Raw genomic sequence first — 22,962 nt, forward strand, 5'->3', positions numbered from 1 at the left:
AAGAATGGCCACCAGAAAAGAGAATAGGCTGCATCCGTTTTTTCAGCAGATCATGATATAATTTGTTAGATGAAACGAACGGGTGGTGCACAAGCATGTATTTAACAATCGCAGAAACAGCTGAATACTTGGAAGTATCAGAAGCGTATATTGAAAAATTAATTCAGCAAAAAAAGATCCGTTACGTATTTGACGGAGAATCTTATCTCATTTATCAAGGGCAGTTTCAAACGCATTTAAAGCAGCTCGAACAATATAAAGAGCTCGTCCAAGAGATCTTAAATGAACCGATTCCGGAAGACCCCGATGTAAAGGATGAAGATTAGAATATCTTTTCAATTGATTCAACATGGACGAATGGCCGCGGTTATAGAAAGAATGATTTTTATTTCACCTTATGCTTTCTCGAATGAAAGATGAAAGAAGCAGAACGACATTGCATTTCCAGTAAAAGGAAGCTAAAACAGTGGGGACAACTACTTTATGTGAAGCCTGTCAAAAAAAACGAAATGAACGTTGTAGAAGCATCTGATGAACCGAAACAGCCTTATCAATTATGCCATCAATGCCATGAAAGATTACTGACCTATTCATTACGGCCTATTGAATGGTATCACCTAGCTGTTCTCCATTCTCCTAAACAATTTTTACTGCACGATGATTTTTATGGAGAGGACGGACAGGCTTACCAATTAGAGGAGGATGTTGTCATCACCAAAAACGCTGAAGCACCAACATTACAAGGCGTTAGGCGTGATTTGGTGTCTTTATTAGACTTTTCAATCACTAGATGGCTTCTTGAGGATGATGTCATCGATGCTCTGAAACAGCACGATCAGCAAAAGATCTTGGATGCTGTTCAAAGCAGGTTTTATGAAACGGAGCATGCCGATGTGAAATCACGAATGTTAGAAATCGCAGCTGATGTGTTAGGTACATCTGCTGCTGGGTGGGTAAGGGAACTTTTGGATCAAGCTGATGAAGAATTTTTTTATCCACTTTCGTGGGCAGCCGCCAGCAGTTTGCCAGTAGATGAAGGATGACAACCTATTCTAGAGAAATTGAAATCGGTCAGTGAAAAAGAAAGGCCGATCGCAGCATTTATTTGCCTGCACCGTTTTCGTTCTCACAACATATTGGATTGGATGGAATCAGCCTGTACTCATTTTCACGATCAGTGGGGAAGGCTGGCAGCCGTCAGCTACCCAACCTGGGAGAGAATGAAATCTTGGCTAAACAAAGGAAGACCTTTCAGCTTAATTGCACTAGATACAATGGCAAACTGTGCAAAAGGGAATAGACCGGTCCTAGTGGAACAATGTTCACCTAAAATCCTTAAAACTGATAAAAATGAAGTAGAGAAGATTTTAAATGAATATCATCAAAAAGATCGCGTTCCACGAGTCAAAATGAAAGTGTCGAAAATCTTGGAGAACAAACAAGACATATTTGAATAAGCCTTTTTATTGGCTGACTCCCGTTTGAACAATTTTCATGTGGCATTTAACTTGTACATCTGCATCAGGATAAATGTCCTTCCATTTTTCTGGTGTCACTGCTTTGTCTTTTGATCTATACCTAAGGCCCAGCCCAAGCGGATCTATGTTTTGCTTTTTAAAGGATTGAACAAGGTCTTGTCCTTGCTGAGCGACACGTTTTTCTACTTCTTTTTCAACATGGTCCAATATAGAAGGTTTATCAATTTTTTTGGACTTCATGAATTCTTTTAATTCGCCTTTCAGCTTGATATCAATCATGATATGAGGCTTCTTTGTTAGGTTTTTCGTTGGTTTGATTCGGTAAGACACATGAGATTTGATATTTTCTATGACGACATGGGTCTTTGCTTGATCTGCCAATTGAAACTCATAGATGCCATTTTTATGATTTTCAATCATCGCTTTAAATGTGAACGTGTCTTTTCCAGGTATATGACTGACCATTTTTTCATGATCAAACAGAGCGACTCCTGTGATCTTAATGCCATTGCTTGTTTTCTTGATGTAAGGGAGGTATGCATCGACTCCTTTTGCTAGCATTTGGTTCATAAAAATATGCTGATTGGTGACAGGTTCATTGCCATTTCGCATATTTTGGGCGAGCAGATCAGAGAGATATACACCTATATTTAAGTTCGTTTGATTCATTTTTGTGTATAATAACTCTTCCACTTCTCCGCCTACAATTGCAAACACTTGGCGTGAACCAATAATAGGATCACGGTAAATGTAATTCATTAAATCAATCATGCCGACTTCTTTTGCTAACTTTTCACTGACTAAAATAACGAGTACCTGGCCCATGACGACTGGAAAAGGCGATTTTTCTGATACAAGAAATTGAATATTGCTAATGGTGTTTGACCTTGCACTTAATATTTGATAACTTCCTTGCTCTTGACTTTTAAAGACAGGGAAGACAAAGAAGCCTTTCATTTCTCCGTCTTCTATTAAATCAAATCCCGCCGCCTGGGAGATATTTAATTCATCTAAAAGGCGGGGCTCTGCACAGCTGGTTAACAAAAGACTACACAACATGAGGCCCGTAAGTATATAACGTTTCATGCTCGTTTTTTCCCCCTCCTTTTTTTCAGCATCAGTCCAATGACCATACAGACAATCAATCCATAGATCAGAATGAATCCACTAAATTCCACCCATTGATTAAAGGTTTCAAAAGAAGTTGCACTGGCAAAAAACGAAAACATGATCAGAATGAGGATGCTGAGCCCGATGAACGTGACGCGCTGGCTCGTATGAAGCATTTTTTTTGCCATTCGGCTCGCTGCCCATAATGGAATCGTGATATTAGGAATGATCAGAAGCAGCCAAAGAGACACTTCAATAAATTCAAAGCGCTGGATAAACGGAAGCTTCACAATGCTTGTTAACGTTAGTGTCGGCCATTTTGTTAATTTGAGCTGAGCACTTGAGTAATACGCAATAGAGACGAGAAAAGTGAGCAAGTTTAAGCATGTCGTAAATAATGCCCCCATGTGAGCAAATTTTTGAGATGTTTGAGCTTGTTTAATAAAGGGATAATAGACAAGCAGCGTGCCAAAACCAAACATGGATAAGGATGCATCTTTGACTCCCACAAGCATTTGCGAAAATGTATGATCAAACATTGGGAACATGAAACGAATGTGACTATATTTCATGGCATAAAAACAAATAAACGTCATCCAATACGTCAGTACAATGCTAAAAAATGCCCAGCCAGCAATGGTTCTAAAGCCGCCAGTATGAATGTAATACACAAGCAGCAGCAGTACAGATGCAAACAAAAGACCAGGGATTTCTTTAAACAGCCATACATGGATCACATCCATGTAATGGATAAGAACGGTCAGCGACAAAGAAGCAAAATATAAGATATAAAGAATGTTGAATAATTGCCCAATCCATTTGCCAAATACATATTGCGTGATATCACCAAATTCATCCGAAGGTGCCTTTTGAAACATCAAGTACATTAAAAAGATCATCACATTGACGCTCATGCCAGAAATCAAAATAGCGATCCATCCATCATTATTGATAGAACGAACAAGGTTTGTTTGAAAGTTTAAAATGCTGACACCAACTTGATTGGCATTGATGAGAAAAAACACAAAATAAGGGGATACTTGAAATTTCTCTTTGACAGAAGAAGAGCTCATGCCTTCACTTCCTTATTCATAAAAATCATTTTTCCCCTTGCGGCCTTGCTTTGGCTTAGAGCGATGGATGGTTTCATTTTGCGGTCGTAAATTTTCCGGCCTTTTGTTCAAAAAACGGAGCTGAGGACGAATCAAACTGCCCTTTAAATCAGCAAGGCGCATTGGAAAAATAGGCTCTAAATATGGGCGGCCAATTGAAGTTAATTTCATTAAATGGGTGAGCAGAAAAGATCCCATCACAGCAATGCCTAATGCGCCCCAAACCTGTGCTGCGAGTAAAAAAGGGAATCTCAGCAGCCGAATGGTACTGCCCATTTTGTAAATAGGCGTGACAAATGAAGCGAGAGCAGACAGGGCAACAATAATGAGTAAAATATTGCTCGTTAAGCCTGCTGCTACAGCCGCCTGTCCAATGACAATCCCTCCAACAATCCCGAGCGTCTGACCGACTTTAGCCGGAAGCCTTGATCCTGCTTCTCTTAGTAATTCAATCGAAGTCTCTAAAAATAGTGCCTCAATGATCGGAGGAAATGGAACAAGATAGCGCGAGGATACAATGGTTTCTAATAAATCCTTTGGAATCAGCTCATAATGAAAGGTTAAAACGGCGACATATAAAGGTGTCGCAAAAATGGAAAATATCACAGCAAATATGCGTAACAGCCTAAAGCAAGAAGCCGCAATCCACGACATATTGTAGTCTTCCATAGTGGAAAAATACTCAAGTAAAATAGTCGGGGCAAGCAAGACATGAGGCGAGCCATCCACTAATATGGCAATTTTCCCTTCTGATAAACCTGATGACACACGGTCGGGTCTTTCTGTATTCAAAAACAACGGAAAAATCGTATTGGACACATCATAAAGCATTTGAGCGAGGTAATTCGCATCTAAAATCTGATCATAATCAACGTCCTCAATTCGCTGAAGAACCGTTTCGATGTTTTCCGGGTTAGCGATTTCTTCAATATATAACACGGCTACTTTTGTTTGAGAGAGCGTACCAATCGTCTTTTCCTCAACTTTTAGGTTAGGCGTCGGCAGCCGCCGCCTGACCAAATTTAAATTGGTATCTAAAACCTCCACAAATGCTTCCTGTGCACTGATAATGCCAAATTCAATCTCGGGCGGACCTACTTGTCTGCCTTTCTTTTCTTCAATCGGCAATAGAAGCGTTTTGCCCCAGTCTGTCTCAAGTCTAATAGCAATGCTGCCCCGGTGAAGGGCTTCTTCCACTTTTTGGAGATCGTTCGTGATGACAGCCTGCTCAATGGGAATTTGTTCTTTAAGCTCTTCAAGAGTAGGTGTCAGGTGCAGTTGTTTGAGGGAGGGGAGAATTTGTTCGTGTAGAAGATGTCCATTAATTAAAGATCGAAAAAAGGAAATCCTATACAAAAAATCTCCATTTCGAGACAGCTCATTTGTAAAATCAGCAGAACGTGACAATGCTTCAAATACTGAATTCGGGTCCTTTTGTTGTTTGTTTTTTTTCAGCATTTGAACCAGCTCCTTCGGCGATTTTCCTCTATTATCCAACCAATTGTCTAAAGATATGCATAAAAAAGCGTTCAGCTTGATGGGCTGGACGCTTTTTTTCCATATTGAACGGCTTCTAATAATAAATCAGCTAGATGGACGGCACGCATGGTCGGCGAGTGCTCCGCGCGTTTGATGCCTGCTGCCATTTGCAGCTGACAGCCTGGATTAGACGTAACAATGGCAGCAGCCTTTGTTTCCCTTGCTTCTGTCATTTTATGATCTAAAATTTGCATCGACATCTTTGGCTGCAAGATGTTGTAAATGCCAGCTGAGCCGCAGCACCGATCGGCATCCTTCATTTCTTTAAATGATACGCCTTGAATGGCCTTCATAAGCACCCTTGGCGCATGCTGTACACCCATTCCGTTCCGCAAATGACAGGAATCCTGATAGGTGATGACCTGCTCTGGCAAAGCAAGCGGCATGCGGCGGTGAAATTCCAGCTCCACTAAAATGTCTGATATATCCGTAATTTTCTTTGAGAAGGCTTCACTTTGCTTTTGAAAATCCGGATCATCGTGAAGCAAATGATCGTAATCACTTAAAAAAGCACCACAACCGCCCGCATTCATGACTATGGCATCTGCATCTATCTTTTCAAATGCTTCAATATTCCGCTTTGCTAGCTGTTTCGCTTGCTCTTTTTCTCCGCTATGACCATGAAGCGCTCCGCAGCACGTCTGAATAGGAGGGACGATGACGTCACAGCCTGCCAGCTGCAAAAGCTGGATGGTCGCTTCGTTTGTACTGGAAAAAACGGTATCCATTAAACAGCCAGTAAAAAAGGCGACACGTTTTCTAGCTGGGCCTGCGGCTTTATATTCCGACAAACGGCTTTTTTGTTGACGCGGCACCGTTGGAAGCGCCTGTTCCATCAGTCGTAAGTGCGGTGGAAGCACCTTCAGCATACCAGTTTTACGGGCGGCTGTTTGCAGACCAGATGTTTGATAAAATCGAAGAAGTCCTGCCGCTTGCCGCATTCGGCTTTGTGAAGGAAAGAGTCCTTTGAATACTGCACGTCTCACAAGTTTGACAGGGATTGATTGTTTTTTGTGCTGCTGAATGATGTCTCTTGCATCCTCAAGTAACCGGCCATATTTAACGCCGGAAGGGCAGACCGGCTCACATGCACGGCAGCCAAGACAAAGATTCAGTGAATGCTCGATATCTTCATCTGGCTCAATGACGCCGTCTCTAACCGCCTTCATTAAAGCAATTCGGCCGCGGGGAGAGTGTGTTTCTTGTTGCCCAGATTCAATATAAGTAGGGCAGGAAGGAAGGCAGAAGCCGCAGCGCATGCAATTGAGCAGCTCTTTTTCGTCCATTTGCTGCTGAAATGATTGCTGAATCTCTGTTTGTTTAGAGGAACTCATGAGACCACCACCCGCTTTCTTGCGGCTTTACCAAACACTTTATCAGGGTTCATCATATTTTCTGGGTCAAGCGCTTGTTTGATCGCTTTCATTGCTGCAATGCCTTCTTTTTTGACCTTTAGTTCCAAGTAAGGGGCTTTCATAAGACCCACGCCGTGTTCACCCGTAATGGTGCCGCCAAGTGAGACGGCTTTTTCAAAAATGGCCTGAAAGGCTTCCTCCACCCGTTTCATTTCTTCTTCATTTCTTGCATCTGTTGCACAAGTAGGATGCAAATTCCCATCACCTGCATGACCAAATGTACAGATTTTCACTTTGTACTCCTTCGCAATATCTTCGATCGCTCGCACCATGCTGGCAATTTCAGACCGAGGGACTGTGGCATCTTCTAAAATGGTCGTCGGGCTTAACCGGGCGAGGGCAGATAAAGCAGATCGTCTCGCTGTTAAAAGGGCATTTGCCTCTTCTTCAGAATGAGCGATCTTCACACTTTTTGCTCCATTCTGCTGGCATACTTTTGCGATGCTCTGCATATCACGAGAAACCGCCTCAGGATGGCCGTCCTGTTCGATTAACAGCACCGCTTGAACGTCCGTCGGCAAACCGATTTTTGCAAAGTCTTCAACAACTTCCAGGGTCGGCTGATCCATAAATTCTAATGTGGCGGGGATGATACGCTCTGCAATAATCGCCGACACTGAAGCGGCGGCTTCCTCTAAACTTTCATATAAGCAAAGCATCGTTTGTTTTGTTTCTGGAAGCGGCAAAAGCTTTAGCGTGGCTTCAGTGACAATCCCGAGCGTTCCTTCTGAACCTACGAACAAACGGGTCATATCATACCCGGCCACGTCCTTTGCAAGTTTGCCGCCTGTTTTAATGATGTCACCGTTTGGCAGCACCACTTCAAGTCCAAGTACATAATCTCTTGTCACGCCATATTTTAAGCCCCGGAGACCACCTGAATTTTCATTAATATTTCCGCCTAATGTAGAGATTTTCATAGAGCTTGGATCAGGTGGATAGAAGAGCCCTTTTGCCTCTACTTGGCGAATGAGTTCCTGTGTGATCAAACCAGGCTGAACCGTTGCTGTCAGGTTTTCTTCATCTATTTCTATTAATTGGTTCATTCTTGTAAACAGCATCACAAGTCCGCCTTGTGTAGGACATGTACCTGCACAAAGGTTCGTTCCTGATCCTCTTGGCACGATCGGTATATGATATGAGGCGCAGAGCCGGACAATTTGCTGGATTTCCTCAGCAGCGTGCGGGCTTACGATGACATCTGGCATCTGCTGAAAATTTGGTGTTGCATCATAAGAGTAGGCAAGACGATCAGCTTTACTGTCCTGTACGTAAGACGCGCCAACAATCTTTTTTAATTGATTTAAAAATTCAGAATGTAACATACGCATTCAACTCCTATTGATGAGACGTATCGTTTCTTTCAGTATAAAAAAAGAATCGCCTCATGCCTATGGACGATTCTACAAAATATCGGGCTGTTTGCTTCGTTTTTTTGGATCATCATCTAATAGCATGAAGGCTAAATAAAAGAGCATGGCATCTTGCATGCGCTTTGGATCAAGTGTCGTTAAATCTTGGATTCGTTTTAGCCTGTAATGCAGTGTATTGATATGGACATGCATCGCTTCTGCGATATATTTCAGTGAACAATCTGAGGTCATGAGTACCCGCAATGTTTTCACTAATTCAGGATAGGGGAGAAGAGGGGCGATCGTTCGATCAAGAAACACTTCTTTTGTTTCCTGACTCACTTCCTCCATAAAAAGTTCGAGCGTTAAATCTTCATCAAATACAATCGGCGTATCAGCATGTGCCATTTTTAATGCTCGAAAGGCTTGTTGAAAGGATTGCTTCATCAAATGAGCGGCTGCTGGTTTTCCCGCCCCAATCAAAACTCCTGGCGTGCTCCGCGCCGCAAGGGAGGCACGGATGTGAAAAAGGCGCTGTTGCAAGGCTTTACGATCATCTGCTGTTGTTTGCAGCATGAGTAAAAAGCGGCCATGCCCCCAGCGGACGATGATCTCCTGGCTGTTGAGATGCAGCGTTTCCTTCAATTTTTTGTATTGATTTTGCTTCATAAACGATTCATCCTGACAATCGATCAGAACAACTGCGCGCTCCTTGTTGATATCAAGCTGATGTCGTGACGCTTTTTCAGTGAGATCAATCGCTGTCTCTGGCAGATGGAGCCAGTCGAACACAAACGCTTCGAGCTGACGTTCATCCGTTTCAGTTTCTTGAAAAAATTCATGTTCATGAATGAGCAGCTCGGTCATTTTTCTTAATATTTCGCCAAAAGGAGACACATGTACAGGATCTCCTGTCATCCCAATGACTCCGATGACCTCCTGCTTAAAATAAATAGGCAGATTAATACCGGCTTTGACGCCTTTCATGTGCTGCTGGTCATCCTTTGTGAGAATTCGTTTCTGGCCTTCAAAAGATGTCAGATACGCTCCTTCATGAAATTGTCCAATGCGCGCTGGATCTGTTGCTGCAATGATGGTGCCGTTCGTTTGTGCGATGATGATTTCCTCAGTCAGCACCTTTTTAACCTCGTCTACGATTTTTTCTGCCAGTGTCATTGTGAGCAAAATGTACCCCTCCGAGATGTTTCTTTTGACACTATCATACCATCATATGCTAGGACATATCTTTCTTTTCCTGAGTTATGCTAAAATAATAAACGCACATGAAGGAGAAGAAAGGAGACATAGCCATGTCACTGCAAAATCGCTTACAAGACTTACTGAAAGAAGGGCAAGCCCTGACAGATTTCGAATATGATGAAGCGGCGCACCGCAATTGGTCTTTAGAAGGGGCGAGAATAAAAGAAGAAGCACGCTTTGGCGATGTATATATAGAGCGTGTAGACAAGGAATCAGAGGACATGATTCAAACAGAAAACGCCTCATTTTTAAACACACCGCTTACATATGTGAAAAAACATCAAAAAGAATTTATTTATATCGAATCAAAGTGGTTTGATGTCGTGAAAGTAGATGGCTTGGCAATTGAATGGGACGAAGTGTTTCAAACGTATACCGTGTTATTCGGTTTCAAACGTCCTAAGAAAGACACGAATATTCTAAAGGACTTGCTATCGCCATTAAATGGTGCTCAGCTTCAATTTAATGGACAAGATGGCTTATTTGATGTGAATTTGCAGCTTCTTGAGCTTGAGGATATCCACGAAGATACGGCTTTCATTGACGTCATCTCGGCCGTGTATCGATTTTTATTCCGTATGATCATACAGCTTGAAATCAATGAATCAAAAAACGGCTCAAATTCCTGAGCCGTTTTTTGTCTATCTATTCATTTGATGAAGGCGTGACAAACCGCACATCATGCTCTTTTCCATATTGAAGATAATTTTCATTTGGCTCCTGATTGGTCACGACGATATCAATCTCGTGCAAATCACAAAACGTGGTCAAGGCGTAATGATCGAATTTGCTATCATCCACTAATAAAAAGGTTTTGGCACTTTTTTGAACAAGCGTCTTTTTAATATCGGTTTCAAGCGGAGACGAATTCGTGACGCCGTGATCAATGGATAAACCAGTTGACGCGATAAAGGCTTTATTGACATTGTAAGCTTTTAAGCGCTCTACACTTTGATAGCCAACGAAAGAATTCGTTTTTCTTTCAAGCATCCCGCCAGTGGAAAAGATGGTGAGATTTTCATAAGGCATCGCCTGTGTAATGAAATCCACATTATTGGTCACAATGGTCACCTGTTTCTCAGTCAAATAGGGGAGCATCTCAAGCGTTGTCGTACCAGAATCAATAAAAATCATATCCCCGTTTTCCACAAAAGCGGCAGCCGTCTGACCGATCAATTGCTTTTTACTGAGCTGACGGATCTTTCGCTCCTGATACACCACTAACGTTGAGTGGTTCACAGCCACTCCGCCATACACTTTTTTGAGCACGCCAGACTCGACCAATGCCTGTACATCTCGGCGTATCGTGTTTTTTGAGACACCAAAATGCGCCACAAGCTCATCAAGTGAGGCAGATTCCCGGTCAAACACATACTCTTTGATTTGCTGAATCCGTTTTGTTTTTATCATACTTCATATCTCCAATCAATCCGAATGTCCTTTTTCCATTATACCAATAAATTCTCTTACATGGATTAGGTCAATTGATTCTCTTTTCTCCTTTGATATAAAAGCGTATGATAGAAAAAAGAACGAAACCAGAAAGGACTTTTACTTCTATGAATCAATCAAACAACCCATTTTCAAAGCTTGCGAATTTTAGAGAAGTAGGGGGACTTCAAGCAGCAGAGGGGATGGTGATCAAAGAGGAAATGATTTATCGATCCGCAGACTTATCTCGATTGACGAAACAAGACATCGAGATATTCTCAACACTCGGGATTCAAACTGTTTGCGACCTCCGTACAACCTCAGAACGTAAATCACATCCACCAAAGATCAAGGAACACGACAAAATCGTCCATATTCCGATGCAGCCTGACAGTAAGATGCCGAGTAAATGGACCATGTTTCGTATGCTGGTAACAGAAGGGAAGTCTCTCTCATTTACACCGATCATGAAAGATTTATATCAAAGCATGCTCACTGAGCGTAAAGAAGAGATTCGGCAGCTGTTCACACTGCTTTCAGATCAAAGCCATTATCCGCTGATGCTTCACTGCACGAGCGGCAAGGACCGTACAGGTTTTTTATCTGCCCTGATTCAGTTAACAGCAGGTGTACCGCTGACTGTCGTTTTAAGTGAATACATGCGTTCTAATGAAGGCGTGCAAATGCTTGTCAGAAGACAGGAACGATTTGTCCGATTGATGAGTTTATACCGGGTATCAAAAGAACAAATTCAGCCGCTTGTCGGTGTGCAGCAAGATTATCTTGAAGATGTGCTGCACGAAATGCTGGAGACATACGGGAGTGCAGAGAGGTATTTAATTGAAGCCTGCAAAGTCCCTGAAGCTCAGCTCAATCAAATGAAAAACATTCTGCTTACACCATCTGCTGGCATTCCATCACAAAAAGCGGAATAAACTGAATATGAGGTGATGCAAAACATGCTGAAAAAGATCAGTATGACAGTTCTAACACTGATGTTAATGTTTGTATTCTTATTGATTCCTTCTAGCAGTCTAGCAGCTCGTCCAGTGCCAAAAGGGAAGCTTGAGAGCACAAGAGAAATGCGCGCGGTATGGATTGCATCGGTTTATAACTTAGATTGGCCCTCAAAGAAGGGGATGCCCGTAGCAGAGCAGAAAAAAGAGTTCATTCGTTTGTTAGACGAGATCAAAGCGATGAATATGAATGCCGTCATTATGCAAATTAAACCAACAGCAGATGCTTTTTATCCTTCAGCATACGGGCCGTGGTCAGAGTATTTGACTGGAACGCAAGGGAAAGATCCTGGGTATGATCCGCTTGAGTTTATGATAGAAGAAGCTCATAAACGCGGCCTTGAATTTCATGCTTGGTTTAATCCTTACCGAATCACGATGAATCATACTGATCTCAGCCGTTTATCAGCTGATCACCCTGCAAGACAACATCCTGAATGGACCATTGCCTACGGTAATCAGCTATATTACAACCCTGGCATCCCTGAAGCTCAGGACTTCATTGCCCTCGGCATAGAAGAAGTTGTGAAAAACTACGATATTGATGCAGTGCATATGGATGATTATTTTTATCCGAATAAAATAGCCGGTGTGCCGTTTCCAGATCAAGAAACATATGAAACATATGGGAAAAAAGCTTTTACACATATAGAAGATTGGCGAAGAGATAATGTGAATCAGCTGGTGAAGCAAATCAATGACACCATTAAGAAAGAAAAACCTTATGTGAAATTTGGTATTAGTCCATTCGGGGTTTGGCGCAACATAAAAGATGACCCGACTGGTTCAAACACCACTGCAGGAATGACCAACTACGATGATTTGTATGCTGATACAAGAGAGTGGATTCAGCAGCACGATATTGATTATGTCACTCCGCAAATTTACTGGAGCATCGGTTTTCAAGCTGCCGCTTATGACGTGCTGACGAAATGGTGGTCAAATGAGGTGAAAGGGGAGCCGGTTCACCTGTATATTGGTCAGGCGGCATATAAAATTAATCAAAACAGTGATCCTGCTTGGTCTGACCCGGAAGAATATTTTAGGCAGATTGAGCTGAACAGGCAGTCACAGCTCGTGCAGGGAAGCATGCATTTCAGCTTAAAGGATCTCAATCGCAACCCTTTGAATGTAAAGGATCGATTGATAGAAGAGTCATACCGCAAACCAGCTCTCATTCCAGAAATGCCTTGGCTTCATCAGAAAGCGCCTAAAAAACCAATCATTCAATCTGTGAAAAAGACAGCGGATGGTGCGGCTTTGCAAATCAAAAATGATCCACATTCTACCGTATCCTATTATGCAGTCTATCGATTGACAAATAAAGGAACATATGAATTGGTGCAAACAGTTAGAAAAGAAAAAGGCGCCATCACAACGATTAAAGACCTACCAATCAATCAAAAGACGATTGATACTTATAAGATTACGGCTCTTAATCGTCTTCATCACGAAAGCAAGCCTTCTACAAAAATAGTAAAATAACGAAAAAAGCATGAATGAGGATTTTTTTCGTTCATGCTTTTTTTCTATTATTCTTGTTTTAATTTTCTGAATTCAATCAAGCTTGGCATGAAGCAGCTGCTTGATTAATAAATATGATAGAAAAGAGCCAAAGGGGGAAGCAAGATGGATTTTGAATTAACGAAAGAACAACAAATGATCCGCCAGATGGTCAAAGATTTTGCCAAAGCAGAAATTGCACCACACGCTCAAACGATTGATGAACAGGCCGTATTCCCAGCCAAAACGTTTCAAAAAATGGGGGAGCTCGGCTTTATGGGCATCCCCTTTCCAGAGAAATACGGAGGCTCAGGAGGAGATACGATATCGTATGCACTCGCTGTAGAAGAAATAGGAAAACAGTGTGCCAGTACAGGTCTTAGCTATGCGGCAGCCGTATCCTTAGGCGCAAGCCCGCTTTATTACTTCGGTACAGAGAACCAAAAGATGGACCACCTTGTCCCGCTGGCTTCTGGGACAGCACTTGGTTCCTTCGGTTTAACAGAACCAAACGCAGGATCAGATGCAAAAGGGACGAAAACAAAAGCAGTCAAAGACGGACAAGAATATGTCATCAGCGGGGAGAAGTGCTGGATCACAAACGCCAATTTTGCCAGAACCATTATTGTCACCGCTGTCACGGATCATGATGAACACGGCCGCCCGATCATCTCCGCCTTCATTGTGGAGAAAGGGCAAAAAGGGCTGTCCATTACAAATCCATATGACAAAATGGGCGTGCGCGGTTCAGATACAGCAGAAATCATTTTAGACGGTGTACGTGTACCAGCCCAGAATATTTTAGGAGACCCAGCAAAAGGCTTTAAGCAATTTTTATATACATTAGACGGAGGACGTATTTCAATTGCTGCATTATCAGTTGGCATCGCACAAGCTGCACTAGATGCTTCGCTCTCACATGCAAAGGAAAGAAAGCAATTTGGGCAAACCCTTTCTTCCTTCCAAGCCATTCAGTTTAAGCTGGCAGATATGGCGATGCAAATAGAACTCGCCAGACAAATGGTTTGGAAAGCCGCTTGGCTGAAAGATCACGGCAAGCCGTTTACAAAAGAAGCTGCTTATGCCAAACTTTTTGCTTCTGAAATGGCGACAAAAGCAAGCCTTGATGCTGTCCAAATTCACGGAGGAACAGGCTATATGAAAGAATGTGGTGTAGAACGGCTAGTGAGAGATGCAAAGCTCATGGAAATTGGAGAAGGGACCTCTGAAATTCAGCGTCTAGTCATCGCAAGACAACTGTTAGCGTAATCCGATAATGAAAACGCTTACTATCAATGGAGGAGGAAAGCCATCATGTCGATTCATCCACAGACAATCGGCTCCCTTTTAAAAGAGAAAAGGGAGCAGCATCCAGCACATGAAGCCATTGTGTATCCAGAACGTTCATTACGTTATTCATATGAAGCGTTTTATCGAGAAGTCAAGGAAACAGGGAAAGGTCTTATGGCATTAGGGGTTCAAAAAGGGGATCATATCGCCATCATGGCGCCCAATGTACCTGAATGGCTCATGCTGCAATTTGCCTGCGCGTCGATCGGAGCCGTTCTTGTCACCGTAAATACGAATTTTCAAGCACAGGAACTCGCCTATTTACTCAAGCATTCTGATAGCTGCATGCTGTTTATCGTGGACGGCTTTAAAGAGACATCCTATGTCAAAATGCTGGAAGAACTCATACCAGAGCTTCAAAACGCTCATCAAGGCGAGATCACCTCCTCATCTTTTCCTTATTTAAAAAGTGTCGTCTATATTGGCGAGCACACGCCAAAAGGCATGCACAGCTGGAACAGTATTCAAGCTGCTGCTAAAAGAACTGAGGATCATGAGTGGGAGAAACGAATGGATGAGCTTGCGCCAGATGACGTCATTAATATGCAATATACTTCAGGCACAACCGGCTATCCAAAAGGAGTCATGCTCAGCCATACAAACATCGTCTGCAATGCCAGCCAAATCGCAGATTGTATGAAGCTCACCCAAAAGGATCGAATGTGTATCCCCGTTCCTTTCTTTCATTGCTTTGGATCCGTTCTTGGCGTGCTTGCTTGCCTCACAAAAGGAGGAACGATCATTCCGGTTGAATCCTTCCACCCAGAGCGAGTCCTTCAAACCGTGGAAAAAGAGAAGTGCACCGTCCTTCACGGCGTCCCGACAATGTTCATTGCAGAGCTCGACCATCCGAATTTTCACCAATACGATCTGTCCACATTACGAACGGGCATTATGGCAGGATCTCTTTGCCCATCCCATGTGATGAAAGCCGTCATTGAACAAATGGGACTGAAGGAGCTCACGATTGCCTACGGACAGACTGAAAGCTCTCCTGTCATTACCCAAACAAGAACGGATGATTCATTTGAAAGACGGGTTCAAACGGTCGGCCGGGCGCTTCCTCACATCGAAGTGAAAATCACCGTTCCGGGCACGCCGGAGGAAGTAGGAAGAGGAGAACAAGGCGAGCTGTGTACAAGAGGTTATCATGTGATGAAAGGCTACTATAAAAATGAAGAAGCCACAAATGAAGTGATTGATCAGGACGGCTGGCTTCATACTGGTGATTTAGCAGAGATGGATGAGGACGGCTATGTGAAAATCACAGGACGGCTGAAAGATATGATCATTAGAGGCGGGGAGAATGTATACCCAAAAGAGATTGAGGACGTTCTTTATACTCATCCGGACATTCTTGATGCACAGGTTGTTGGTATACCTGACGAGACGTATGGAGAGGAAGCCGCCGCATTCATTCGGCTCAAGCAAGGTAGAGCGGTAACGATTGAGACACTCACCAGCTATTGTCAGTCGCAAATGGCGCGCTACAAAATTCCTAAATATTTTTTCATCACTGACGAATATCCGATGACCGCATCAGGGAAGATTCAAAAATTTCGTCTGAAAAAACAGGCGCTTGATCTAATAAAGGAGTGAAGGCAGCGATGTTTCAAAAAGTACTGATTGCCAATCGAGGCGAAATTGCTAGGCGAATTATTCGAACGTGTAAAAGGCTCGGGATCCACACCGTTGCCGTTTATTCAGAAGCAGATCAGCATGCACTTCATGTGCAAGAAGCAGACAGCGCCTATCTGATTGGAGGCGCGAAAGTATCTGAAAGCTATTTAAACATGGAAGCAATCATTAGTGTAGCCAAGCAGACAAATACAGATGCCATCCACCCAGGATATGGCCTCTTATCAGAAAACGCGGCCTTTGCAGAACGCTGCCGCAGCGAAGGTATGGCCTTTGTTGGACCATCCGCACAAGTCATTCAGCGAATGGGGAATAAAATTGAAGCAAGAAAAACAATGGCTCAAGCAGGTATCCCCATTGTACCAGGCGTTTCAGCTCCACTGCATGATGCAGAAGAAGGAGTGAGTCAAGCGCAGTCACTCGGTTATCCGATCATGCTGAAGGCATCAAGCGGGGGCGGAGGAATTGGCATGCAGCTCGTGCAAAATGATGATGAGCTGTACAGGGCTTTTGAAGGGAATCAAAAAAGAGCACAAAGCTTTTTCAACGATGGGACGCTGTATATGGAAAAGGTCATTGAAAACGCGCGGCACATTGAAATTCAGGTCCTTTTTGATTCCTTCGGTCATGGGGTTCACTTATTTGAGCGAGACTGTTCACTCCAAAGAAGACATCAAAAAATCATTGAAGAAGCACCAGCCGCCTGTCTCGATGAATCGGTGAGACGTCAGATGGGGGAGATGGCCGTCAAAGCAGCCAAAGCGATTGGGTATGAAAATGCAGGAACGATTGAATGCTTAGTCGATCAGCATCAACAATTTTATTTTCTAGAAATGAACACGAGATTACAAGTAGAGCACCCTGTCACAGAAGAAATTACAGGCATTGACCTTGTTGAGGAGCAGCTGAAAATCGCTGCATGTGAGCCGCTTTCCTTTAATCAGAAGGATATTCATCAAATCGGGCATGCCATCGAGGTTAGAATTTATGCAGAAGATCCCGTCACCTTTTATCCTTCACCAGGAACGATATCTCGGCTTTCTACGCCTGAAGCTCCGTATATACGTCATGAGTCAAGTGTGACAAAGGGAAGCATTATAACCCCTTTTTACGATCCAATGATTGCGAAAATGATCGTTTACGGTGATACACGAAAACTTGCAATAGAACGATTAAAAGGGGCATTACAAGCATATGAAATAGAAGGGATCAAAACCAACTTACCGCTTTTAAGGGAAATGGCCGGATCTTCTGCCTTCTTACAAGGCAGCATCACAACCGATTTTCTCATGAAAAAAAGGGAGGGAAACCGTTCATGAAAACTGTCACGATTCAAATGGCCGGAAACTTGTGGAAGCTTCTTGTGAAACAAGGCGATGAAGTGCAAAAAGGACAGGAGGTTGCCATCTTAGAATCAATGAAAATGGAAATTCCGATCGTTGCTGAAGAGGCCGGGATCATCCGCAAAGTGCATAAGGCAGAGGGGGAGTTTGTCGATGAAGGAGAGGTTCTTTTAGAACTGACAGAATAGGAGGGAGCCAGATGGCATTACCAAAGAGTGTGCTTATCAGGGAGGTCGGCCCGCGGGACGGACTGCAAAATGAATCAGTCTGGCTGGACACAAGCGAGAAGCGAACGTGGATAGATCTGCTCGCATCAGCCCAGCTCCCTTATATTGAAGTCACATCATTTGTTCATCCAAAATGGGTTCCAGCCTTAAAAGATGCCAAAGAACTCACCCAATCCTTAAACAGAAAAGACGACATCACCTATGCAGCACTCATTCCCAATGAAAAAGGCTTAGCTCATTTTTTTGAAGCCAATCTTGACACAGGCGCTATGTTTATCTCTTCGAGTGAAACACACAACAAGAAAAATATGAATCAATCCATCCACGAAACACTTCCTATCATCAAACAAATGACAGCTGATTTAAAAGCAGCAGGAAAACACACACGCGCGTATATTTCCACCGTATTTGGCTGCCCGTATGAAAAACAAGTGCCAATAGATCAAGTCCTGCGGTTAACGGATACTTTGCTTTCTTATGGCATTGATGAAATATCTCTCGGTGACACCATCGGTGAAGCCCATCCGCTACAAGTAGAAAGGCGCTTAGACATTTTACTTGAACGTTTTCCTGCTGATAAAATCGCTCTCCATTTTCATGATACGAAGGGGATGGCTCTTGCCAATATTTATACGGCATTAAAAGCCGGAATCACGATATTTGACTCCTCCAGCGGGGGACTGGGCGGATGTCCCTATGCACCTGGCTCCAGCGGAAATGTGGCGACAGAAGATGTGGTGCATATGCTTCAAAAACTAGGAATTGAGACAAATATTCACCTTCCTGCATTAATTCAAGCGGCAGAATGGATTGAAGCAAAAGTAGATCGAACCCTGCCTAGTCACTGTTTACGCGCTTTTCACTCTCAGACTACTTCATAAAGGATGAATAACATGACATCATTGGTCCATTTTTCAATACAAGATGAACAGATCGGCATCATGACCTTAAACAGGCCAGAACAAGCGAATTCCCTATCCTCTACAATGCTCGAGGAGATCAATCAAATCATTCAAGAAATCAAACACGATGAAAGCATCCGCTGTCTGCTCATTACAGGAGCCGGTTCAAAAGTCTTTTGCGCTGGTGCAGATTTAAAAGAACGACGATTGATGACAGAAGCAGAAGCAAAAGGCGCTGTTCTTTCAATTCAGCAAACCTTTATCGAGATTGAATCCATTCCTGTACCTGTCATTGCAGTAATGAACGGACACGCACTTGGCGGAGGACTTGAGCTCGCGCTCGCTTGTGATCTCCGCATCGCACGAGCCGGAGCCAGACTCGGCCTGCCAGAAACAGGACTAGCTATCATACCAGGAGCCGGAGGGACGCAGCGGCTTCCGCGCCTCATTGGACTCGGTAAAGCAAAAGAACTTATTTTCACAGGCGCATCATTACAAGCAGAAGAAGCCATTCAAATCGGGCTGATTGAGCATATTTCTGTAGGAGATTCCCTCATGAATGAAGCCATTTCTCTTGCAAAACAAATCATCAAAAATGGTCCGCTTGCCTTAAAAGAAGCGAAACAAGCGATTCAATTAAGCCTTGATTACGATTTGCATACAGGTCTAACGAAGGAATACGAAGCCTATTTACGGCTCATTGACACAGAAGATCGAACGGAAGGTCTTCAAGCTTTCCAAGAAAAACGCACGCCTCAATACAGAGGCAGGTAGTAAGAAAGGGGAATGGGTATGATTGAAGAATATGAACAGAAAAAACAGCAGATTCTGAAAGGCGGGGCCGAGCGATACCATCAAAAAAACAAAGAAAAAGGAAAATTGTTCGTACGTGACCGCCTTCAGTTGTTATTAGATGAGGATTCTTTCATTGAGGATGCCATGTTTGCCGAGTGTCAAGATGAACATTTACCAGCAGATGGTGTTGTCACAGGGACGGGGCGGATGAATGGGCAGACGGTTTGCGTCATGGCAAATGATTCTACCGTCAAAGCAGGATCATGGGGCGTCAAAACGGTAGAAAAAATCATTAGAATCCAAGAAACAGCCGAAAAACTCAACTGTCCGATGCTGTATTTAGTCGACTCTGCGGGTGCTAGAATCACCGATCAAATCGCCATGTTTCCAGGCAGAAGAGGTGCAGGCCGCATTTTTTATAACCAGGTAAAGCTGTCTGGACGTATTCCGCAAATTTGTTTACTATTTGGTCCTTCTGCCGCCGGAGGTGCTTACATTCCTGCTTTTTGTGACATCGTCGTCATGGTCGAAGGGAATGCCTCAATGTATTTAGGCTCACCGCGAATGGCTGAAATGGTGATTGGAGAGAAAGTATCACTTGAAGAAATGGGCGGAGCAAAAATGCATTGCAGCATTTCTGGATGCGGCGATATTTTAGCAAAAACAGAAGAGGAAGCCATTCAAATCGCTCGCACCTATTTAACTTACATGCCTGCCAATTATACAGAAAAACCAAAACTGGCAGCCGCAAAAGCACCTAAACCATCAGAGATTACCCTTCAAGATCTCATCCCTAAAGGGCAGAATACCCCTTTTGATATGTATCAGCTTATTGATTTACTCATTGATGAAGGATCATTTTTTGAAATCAAACAGCTATTTGCCGCAGAGCTGATCACAGGCTTTGGCCGCATGAATGGTCAGCCTGTCGGTCTTATTGCCAACCAGCCGAGGGTAAAAGGCGGCGTATTATTCCATGACTCGGCTGACAAAGCCGCCAAGTTTATTCAGCTATGTGACGCCTTTCATATTCCACTCCTTTTTCTTGCGGATATACCGGGGTTTATGATTGGAACAAAAGTGGAACAAGCAGGGATTATTAGGCATGGGGCGAAAATGATCTCCGCCATGTCAGAGGCAACCGTTCCGAAAATATCCGTCATTGTTCGTAAAGCATATGGTGCAGGTTTATATGCAATGGCAGGACCAGCCTTTGAACCGGACTGCTGTCTCGCACTTCCATCAGCACAAATTGCTGTCATGGGGCCAGAAGCCGCTGTAAATGCTGTCTATGCGAATAAAATTGCTGAACTGCCTGCCGAAGAGAGAGCGGCATTTATACAAGAAAAACGCAAGGAATACCAGGAAGATATGAATATATATGAGCTTGCCTCAGAAATGATTGTCGATGGTGTCATCCCGTTTGACCTTTTGCGAGATGAGCTTTGTCATAGATTACAAGCCTATACCGCTAAAGAAATGACATTTACAAGACGAAAACACCCGGTTTATCCGGTCTAAAGGGGGCGGCCTCATGATGAACCAAAAACCAGCGTGGATCCCCGAAGAGCAGATGATGAAACAAACACGTCTTTACAAATGGATGCATTCACTTGGTTTTTCTACTTACGATGCGTTCTATCAAGCTAGTATCGACCATACCGATTGGTTTTGGAGAGAAGCTGAAAAGGCGGTCGGCATCGTGTGGAAGGAGCCGTATGAAGCCGTTTTAGGCCAAGATTCATTCATGTGGCCCAATTGGTATAAAGGCGGCCGGCTCAACGTGGTCGAAACGGCTGTTGACAAATGGGCAGAGAATGAAGAAACCCAGCATCAACCAGCCGTGATTTGGAGAAATGAAGCGGGAGAAGAAAGTAGATGGACGTTTCTCGAACTTCAGGAAAAGGTCAATCGTCTCGCTGCTGGTCTTTTGAAGAAGGGAATTCAAAAAGGAGATGTGGCGGTCATTTATATGCCGATGCTTCCGGAAACAGCTGCCGTCATGCTTGCCTTTGCAAAGGTTGGTGTCATCTTTAGCCCAGTTTTTTCTGGCTATGGAAGCGAGCCTCTTGCCGTACGTATTCGTGCATCGGGGGCAACCATTGTCGTCACAGGCTCTAGCGTGACGCGCCGGGGAAAGACGATCAACATGCGTGAATGTGCGGCAGAAGCGATCGCCAAAACCAAAACGGTCAAAACAGTCATTGTACACACTTCCTCTCCTACTGGATATAAAGAGGATATTCAGCTAAACGATTTGTTAAAAGAAGAACCAATGAATAAAACGACTTATCTTTCAAATGAAGCTCCTCTTATGATCTTATACACGTCTGGAACAACCGGTACACCAAAGGGGGCTGTCCATACACACGCAGGCTTTCCTGTAAAAGCGGCTTTTGATGCCGGTCTTTGTATGGACGTTGCAAAAGGAGACCGCTTGTTTTGGCTCACAGACATGGGATGGATGATGGGGCCATTTCTTGTCTTTGGCGGCTTGATCAATGGAGCTGCAATTGTTTTATATGACGGCGCCCCCGATTATCCAAATGAACAGCATCTTTGGTCATTCATCCACGAGCAAAAAGTCACCCATTTTGGACTTTCACCAACTTTCGTTCGATCTGTGATGCAGCAAAACCTTGCAGACATTGGGCTGCCGCATGTCAAAGCCATCATTTCTACAGGTGAACCGTGGAATGAAGCGCCATGGCAATGGCTTTTTGACATAATTGGTCAAAAGTACATTCCGATCTTAAATTACTCAGGGGGAACAGAGGTTTCTGGCGGTATTGTAGGAAGTACGCTGCTTCGTCCAATCAAACCGATCCTTTTTAATGCGGCAATCTTAGGAATGGCGGCAGATGTGTTTAATGACGCAGGACAGAGCGTTATGAATGAGGTAGGGGAGCTTGTTGTGAAAAAGCCATGGGTCGGTATGACATGTGGATTTTGGAAAGATCCAGAGCGATATGAAGACACATATTTCAAACGATTTGATGGGGTGTGGACACACGGTGATTGGGTGATGCAATCAGAGGATGGCGCATTCCATATCACAGGCAGATCGGATGATGTCATTAATACAGCAGGCAAACGTGTCGGTCCAGCTGAAATTGAATCCATTCTTGTCGGGCATCCAGCCGTACATGAGGCTGCTGTGATTGGAGTAAAGGATGAGGTGAAGGGAGAAGCACTAGTTTGTTTCATAGTGGCCAGTTCACATTCTTTCGAAGAAGCAGCACTCATTCCAGAGCTTAAAACTCATGTTGGTTCATATGCGGGGAAAGCGCTCACTCCAAAGGAAATTCATCTCATTTCAGCTTTACCGAAAACAAGAAACGGAAAAATCGTCCGGCGTTTATTAAAAGGCGCGTATGAGCAGCTGCCTTCACCCGATCTATCTTCTTTAGACAATCCGAAGGTGTACAAAAGCATTTGCGAATACTTGAAAAGGAAACAAAGTATATAAAAAAAGACAGGAGAGATCCCTG

21 protein-coding genes are annotated in these 22,962 nt (G+C 43.5%); 14 read left to right on the plus strand and 7 right to left on the minus strand.

Annotated elements, in window-relative coordinates; translation table 11 throughout:
• The first annotated feature begins 95 nt into the window (after window positions 1–95).
• The 3 genes from V6Z54_RS16930 to V6Z54_RS16940 all read left to right on the plus strand — a co-directional run bounded on the left by V6Z54_RS16930 (window position 96) and on the right by V6Z54_RS16940 (window position 1,457).
• Window positions 96–326 (plus strand): excisionase family DNA-binding protein, encoded by a 231-nt coding sequence (locus tag V6Z54_RS16930; RefSeq protein ID WP_039179160.1) that lies wholly within the window; start codon window positions 96–98, stop codon window positions 324–326.
• Window positions 327–485: 159 nt separating this feature from the next.
• Window positions 486–1,043, plus strand: a complete 558-nt coding sequence (locus V6Z54_RS16935) for a hypothetical protein (protein WP_338527515.1) — start codon at window positions 486–488, stop codon at window positions 1,041–1,043.
• A 177-nt stretch (window positions 1,044–1,220) separates the two neighbouring features.
• A complete protein-coding gene (locus tag V6Z54_RS16940; protein WP_231120125.1) occupies window positions 1,221–1,457 on the plus strand; it encodes a hypothetical protein in 237 nt (78 codons plus the stop codon).
• A 6-nt stretch (window positions 1,458–1,463) separates the two neighbouring features.
• Here the strand turns inward: V6Z54_RS16940 and V6Z54_RS16945 are convergent, their stop codons facing one another.
• The 6 genes from V6Z54_RS16945 to V6Z54_RS16970 all read right to left on the minus strand — a co-directional run bounded on the left by V6Z54_RS16945 (window position 1,464) and on the right by V6Z54_RS16970 (window position 9,191).
• The gene (locus V6Z54_RS16945) at window positions 1,464–2,564 is read right to left on the minus strand and encodes a Ger(x)C family spore germination protein (protein ID WP_338527516.1); all 1,101 of its coding nucleotides are present in this window, start codon (window positions 2,562–2,564) and stop codon (window positions 1,464–1,466) included.
• Window positions 2,561–3,661: a GerAB/ArcD/ProY family transporter gene (locus V6Z54_RS16950; protein ID WP_041085367.1), complete on the minus strand. Its 1,101-nt coding sequence runs from the start codon at window positions 3,659–3,661 to the stop codon at window positions 2,561–2,563. The genes V6Z54_RS16945 and V6Z54_RS16950 overlap by 4 nt, the downstream gene beginning before the upstream one ends.
• A gap of 12 nt (window positions 3,662–3,673) precedes the next feature.
• Window positions 3,674–5,158: a spore germination protein gene (locus V6Z54_RS16955; RefSeq protein ID WP_338527517.1), complete on the minus strand. Its 1,485-nt coding sequence runs from the start codon at window positions 5,156–5,158 to the stop codon at window positions 3,674–3,676.
• A gap of 71 nt (window positions 5,159–5,229) precedes the next feature.
• Window positions 5,230–6,573 carry a (Fe-S)-binding protein gene (locus tag V6Z54_RS16960; RefSeq protein ID WP_338527518.1) on the minus strand — a complete coding sequence of 448 codons (1,344 nt, stop codon included), beginning with the start codon at window positions 6,571–6,573 and terminating at the stop codon, window positions 5,230–5,232.
• Window positions 6,570–7,979: a glycolate oxidase subunit GlcD gene (glcD, locus tag V6Z54_RS16965; protein ID WP_338527519.1), complete on the minus strand. Its 1,410-nt coding sequence runs from the start codon at window positions 7,977–7,979 to the stop codon at window positions 6,570–6,572. The genes V6Z54_RS16960 and glcD overlap by 4 nt, the downstream gene beginning before the upstream one ends.
• A gap of 78 nt (window positions 7,980–8,057) precedes the next feature.
• Window positions 8,058–9,191, minus strand: a complete 1,134-nt coding sequence (locus tag V6Z54_RS16970; protein WP_338527520.1) for a sugar diacid recognition domain-containing protein — start codon at window positions 9,189–9,191, stop codon at window positions 8,058–8,060.
• 125 nt (window positions 9,192–9,316) lie between these two features.
• Here V6Z54_RS16970 and V6Z54_RS16975 point away from each other — a divergent pair, with 125 nt between their 5' ends.
• Window positions 9,317–9,895 carry a hypothetical protein gene (locus V6Z54_RS16975; protein ID WP_041085375.1) on the plus strand — a complete coding sequence of 193 codons (579 nt, stop codon included), beginning with the start codon at window positions 9,317–9,319 and terminating at the stop codon, window positions 9,893–9,895.
• A 16-nt stretch (window positions 9,896–9,911) separates the two neighbouring features.
• Here the strand turns inward: V6Z54_RS16975 and V6Z54_RS16980 are convergent, their stop codons facing one another.
• Window positions 9,912–10,676, minus strand: coding sequence for a DeoR/GlpR family DNA-binding transcription regulator (locus V6Z54_RS16980; RefSeq protein ID WP_041085376.1), 765 nt, complete (start codon window positions 10,674–10,676; stop codon window positions 9,912–9,914).
• A 149-nt stretch (window positions 10,677–10,825) separates the two neighbouring features.
• On the opposite strand from V6Z54_RS16980, the gene V6Z54_RS16985 reads away from it, so the two are divergent.
• The 10 genes from V6Z54_RS16985 to V6Z54_RS17030 all read left to right on the plus strand — a co-directional run bounded on the left by V6Z54_RS16985 (window position 10,826) and on the right by V6Z54_RS17030 (window position 22,940).
• Window positions 10,826–11,632 (plus strand): tyrosine-protein phosphatase, encoded by an 807-nt coding sequence (locus V6Z54_RS16985; protein ID WP_073979957.1) that lies wholly within the window; start codon window positions 10,826–10,828, stop codon window positions 11,630–11,632.
• Between the two features lie 24 nt (window positions 11,633–11,656).
• The gene (locus V6Z54_RS16990) at window positions 11,657–13,198 is read left to right on the plus strand and encodes a family 10 glycosylhydrolase (RefSeq protein ID WP_338527521.1); all 1,542 of its coding nucleotides are present in this window, start codon (window positions 11,657–11,659) and stop codon (window positions 13,196–13,198) included.
• Window positions 13,199–13,342: 144 nt separating this feature from the next.
• Entirely contained in the window at window positions 13,343–14,485 is a 1,143-nt protein-coding gene (locus V6Z54_RS16995) for an acyl-CoA dehydrogenase family protein (protein ID WP_041085379.1), read from the plus strand.
• Between the two features lie 45 nt (window positions 14,486–14,530).
• Entirely contained in the window at window positions 14,531–16,165 is a 1,635-nt protein-coding gene (locus tag V6Z54_RS17000) for an AMP-binding protein (protein WP_073979959.1), read from the plus strand.
• A gap of 8 nt (window positions 16,166–16,173) precedes the next feature.
• Window positions 16,174–17,523 (plus strand): acetyl-CoA carboxylase biotin carboxylase subunit, encoded by a 1,350-nt coding sequence (locus V6Z54_RS17005; protein WP_338527522.1) that lies wholly within the window; start codon window positions 16,174–16,176, stop codon window positions 17,521–17,523.
• Window positions 17,520–17,735: an acetyl-CoA carboxylase biotin carboxyl carrier protein subunit gene (locus V6Z54_RS17010; protein WP_039179120.1), complete on the plus strand. Its 216-nt coding sequence runs from the start codon at window positions 17,520–17,522 to the stop codon at window positions 17,733–17,735. Before V6Z54_RS17005 ends, V6Z54_RS17010 begins: the two co-directional genes overlap by 4 nt.
• Window positions 17,736–17,746: 11 nt before the next feature.
• A complete protein-coding gene (locus V6Z54_RS17015; protein ID WP_073979961.1) occupies window positions 17,747–18,655 on the plus strand; it encodes a hydroxymethylglutaryl-CoA lyase in 909 nt (302 codons plus the stop codon).
• 12 nt (window positions 18,656–18,667) lie between these two features.
• Window positions 18,668–19,450 (plus strand): enoyl-CoA hydratase, encoded by a 783-nt coding sequence (locus tag V6Z54_RS17020; protein ID WP_073979962.1) that lies wholly within the window; start codon window positions 18,668–18,670, stop codon window positions 19,448–19,450.
• An 18-nt stretch (window positions 19,451–19,468) separates the two neighbouring features.
• The gene (locus V6Z54_RS17025) at window positions 19,469–20,992 is read left to right on the plus strand and encodes an acyl-CoA carboxylase subunit beta (protein ID WP_269104280.1); all 1,524 of its coding nucleotides are present in this window, start codon (window positions 19,469–19,471) and stop codon (window positions 20,990–20,992) included.
• Window positions 20,993–21,005: 13 nt separating this feature from the next.
• Window positions 21,006–22,940: an AMP-binding protein gene (locus tag V6Z54_RS17030; RefSeq protein WP_338527523.1), complete on the plus strand. Its 1,935-nt coding sequence runs from the start codon at window positions 21,006–21,008 to the stop codon at window positions 22,938–22,940.
• Window positions 22,941–22,962 lie beyond the last annotated feature (22 nt).

The sequence above is a fragment of the Bacillus sp. MAG717A genome (assembly GCF_036884855.1).
GTDB lineage: Bacteria > Bacillota > Bacilli > Bacillales > Bacillaceae > Bacillus > Bacillus safensis.

Coding starts and splice junctions, on each gene's coding strand:
- V6Z54_RS17000 (WP_073979959.1), top strand. CDS start 14,531: ATGTCGATTCATCCACAGACAATCGGCTCCCTTTTAAAAGAGAAAAGG.
- V6Z54_RS16985 (WP_073979957.1), top strand. CDS start 10,826: ATGAATCAATCAAACAACCCATTTTCAAAGCTTGCGAATTTTAGAGAA.
- V6Z54_RS17025 (WP_269104280.1), top strand. CDS start 19,469: ATGATTGAAGAATATGAACAGAAAAAACAGCAGATTCTGAAAGGCGGG.
- V6Z54_RS17020 (WP_073979962.1), top strand. CDS start 18,668: ATGACATCATTGGTCCATTTTTCAATACAAGATGAACAGATCGGCATC.
- V6Z54_RS17015 (WP_073979961.1), top strand. CDS start 17,747: ATGGCATTACCAAAGAGTGTGCTTATCAGGGAGGTCGGCCCGCGGGAC.
- V6Z54_RS16950 (WP_041085367.1), bottom strand. CDS start 3,661: ATGAGCTCTTCTTCTGTCAAAGAGAAATTTCAAGTATCCCCTTATTTT.
- V6Z54_RS16945 (WP_338527516.1), bottom strand. CDS start 2,564: ATGAAACGTTATATACTTACGGGCCTCATGTTGTGTAGTCTTTTGTTA.
- V6Z54_RS16960 (WP_338527518.1), bottom strand. CDS start 6,573: ATGAGTTCCTCTAAACAAACAGAGATTCAGCAATCATTTCAGCAGCAA.
- V6Z54_RS17010 (WP_039179120.1), top strand. CDS start 17,520: ATGAAAACTGTCACGATTCAAATGGCCGGAAACTTGTGGAAGCTTCTT.
- V6Z54_RS16930 (WP_039179160.1), top strand. CDS start 96: ATGTATTTAACAATCGCAGAAACAGCTGAATACTTGGAAGTATCAGAA.
- V6Z54_RS16995 (WP_041085379.1), top strand. CDS start 13,343: ATGGATTTTGAATTAACGAAAGAACAACAAATGATCCGCCAGATGGTC.
- V6Z54_RS16990 (WP_338527521.1), top strand. CDS start 11,657: ATGCTGAAAAAGATCAGTATGACAGTTCTAACACTGATGTTAATGTTT.
- V6Z54_RS16980 (WP_041085376.1), bottom strand. CDS start 10,676: ATGATAAAAACAAAACGGATTCAGCAAATCAAAGAGTATGTGTTTGAC.
- glcD (WP_338527519.1), bottom strand. CDS start 7,979: ATGTTACATTCTGAATTTTTAAATCAATTAAAAAAGATTGTTGGCGCG.
- V6Z54_RS17030 (WP_338527523.1), top strand. CDS start 21,006: ATGATGAACCAAAAACCAGCGTGGATCCCCGAAGAGCAGATGATGAAA.
- V6Z54_RS16975 (WP_041085375.1), top strand. CDS start 9,317: ATGTCACTGCAAAATCGCTTACAAGACTTACTGAAAGAAGGGCAAGCC.
- V6Z54_RS17005 (WP_338527522.1), top strand. CDS start 16,174: ATGTTTCAAAAAGTACTGATTGCCAATCGAGGCGAAATTGCTAGGCGA.
- V6Z54_RS16940 (WP_231120125.1), top strand. CDS start 1,221: ATGAAATCTTGGCTAAACAAAGGAAGACCTTTCAGCTTAATTGCACTA.
- V6Z54_RS16955 (WP_338527517.1), bottom strand. CDS start 5,158: ATGCTGAAAAAAAACAAACAACAAAAGGACCCGAATTCAGTATTTGAA.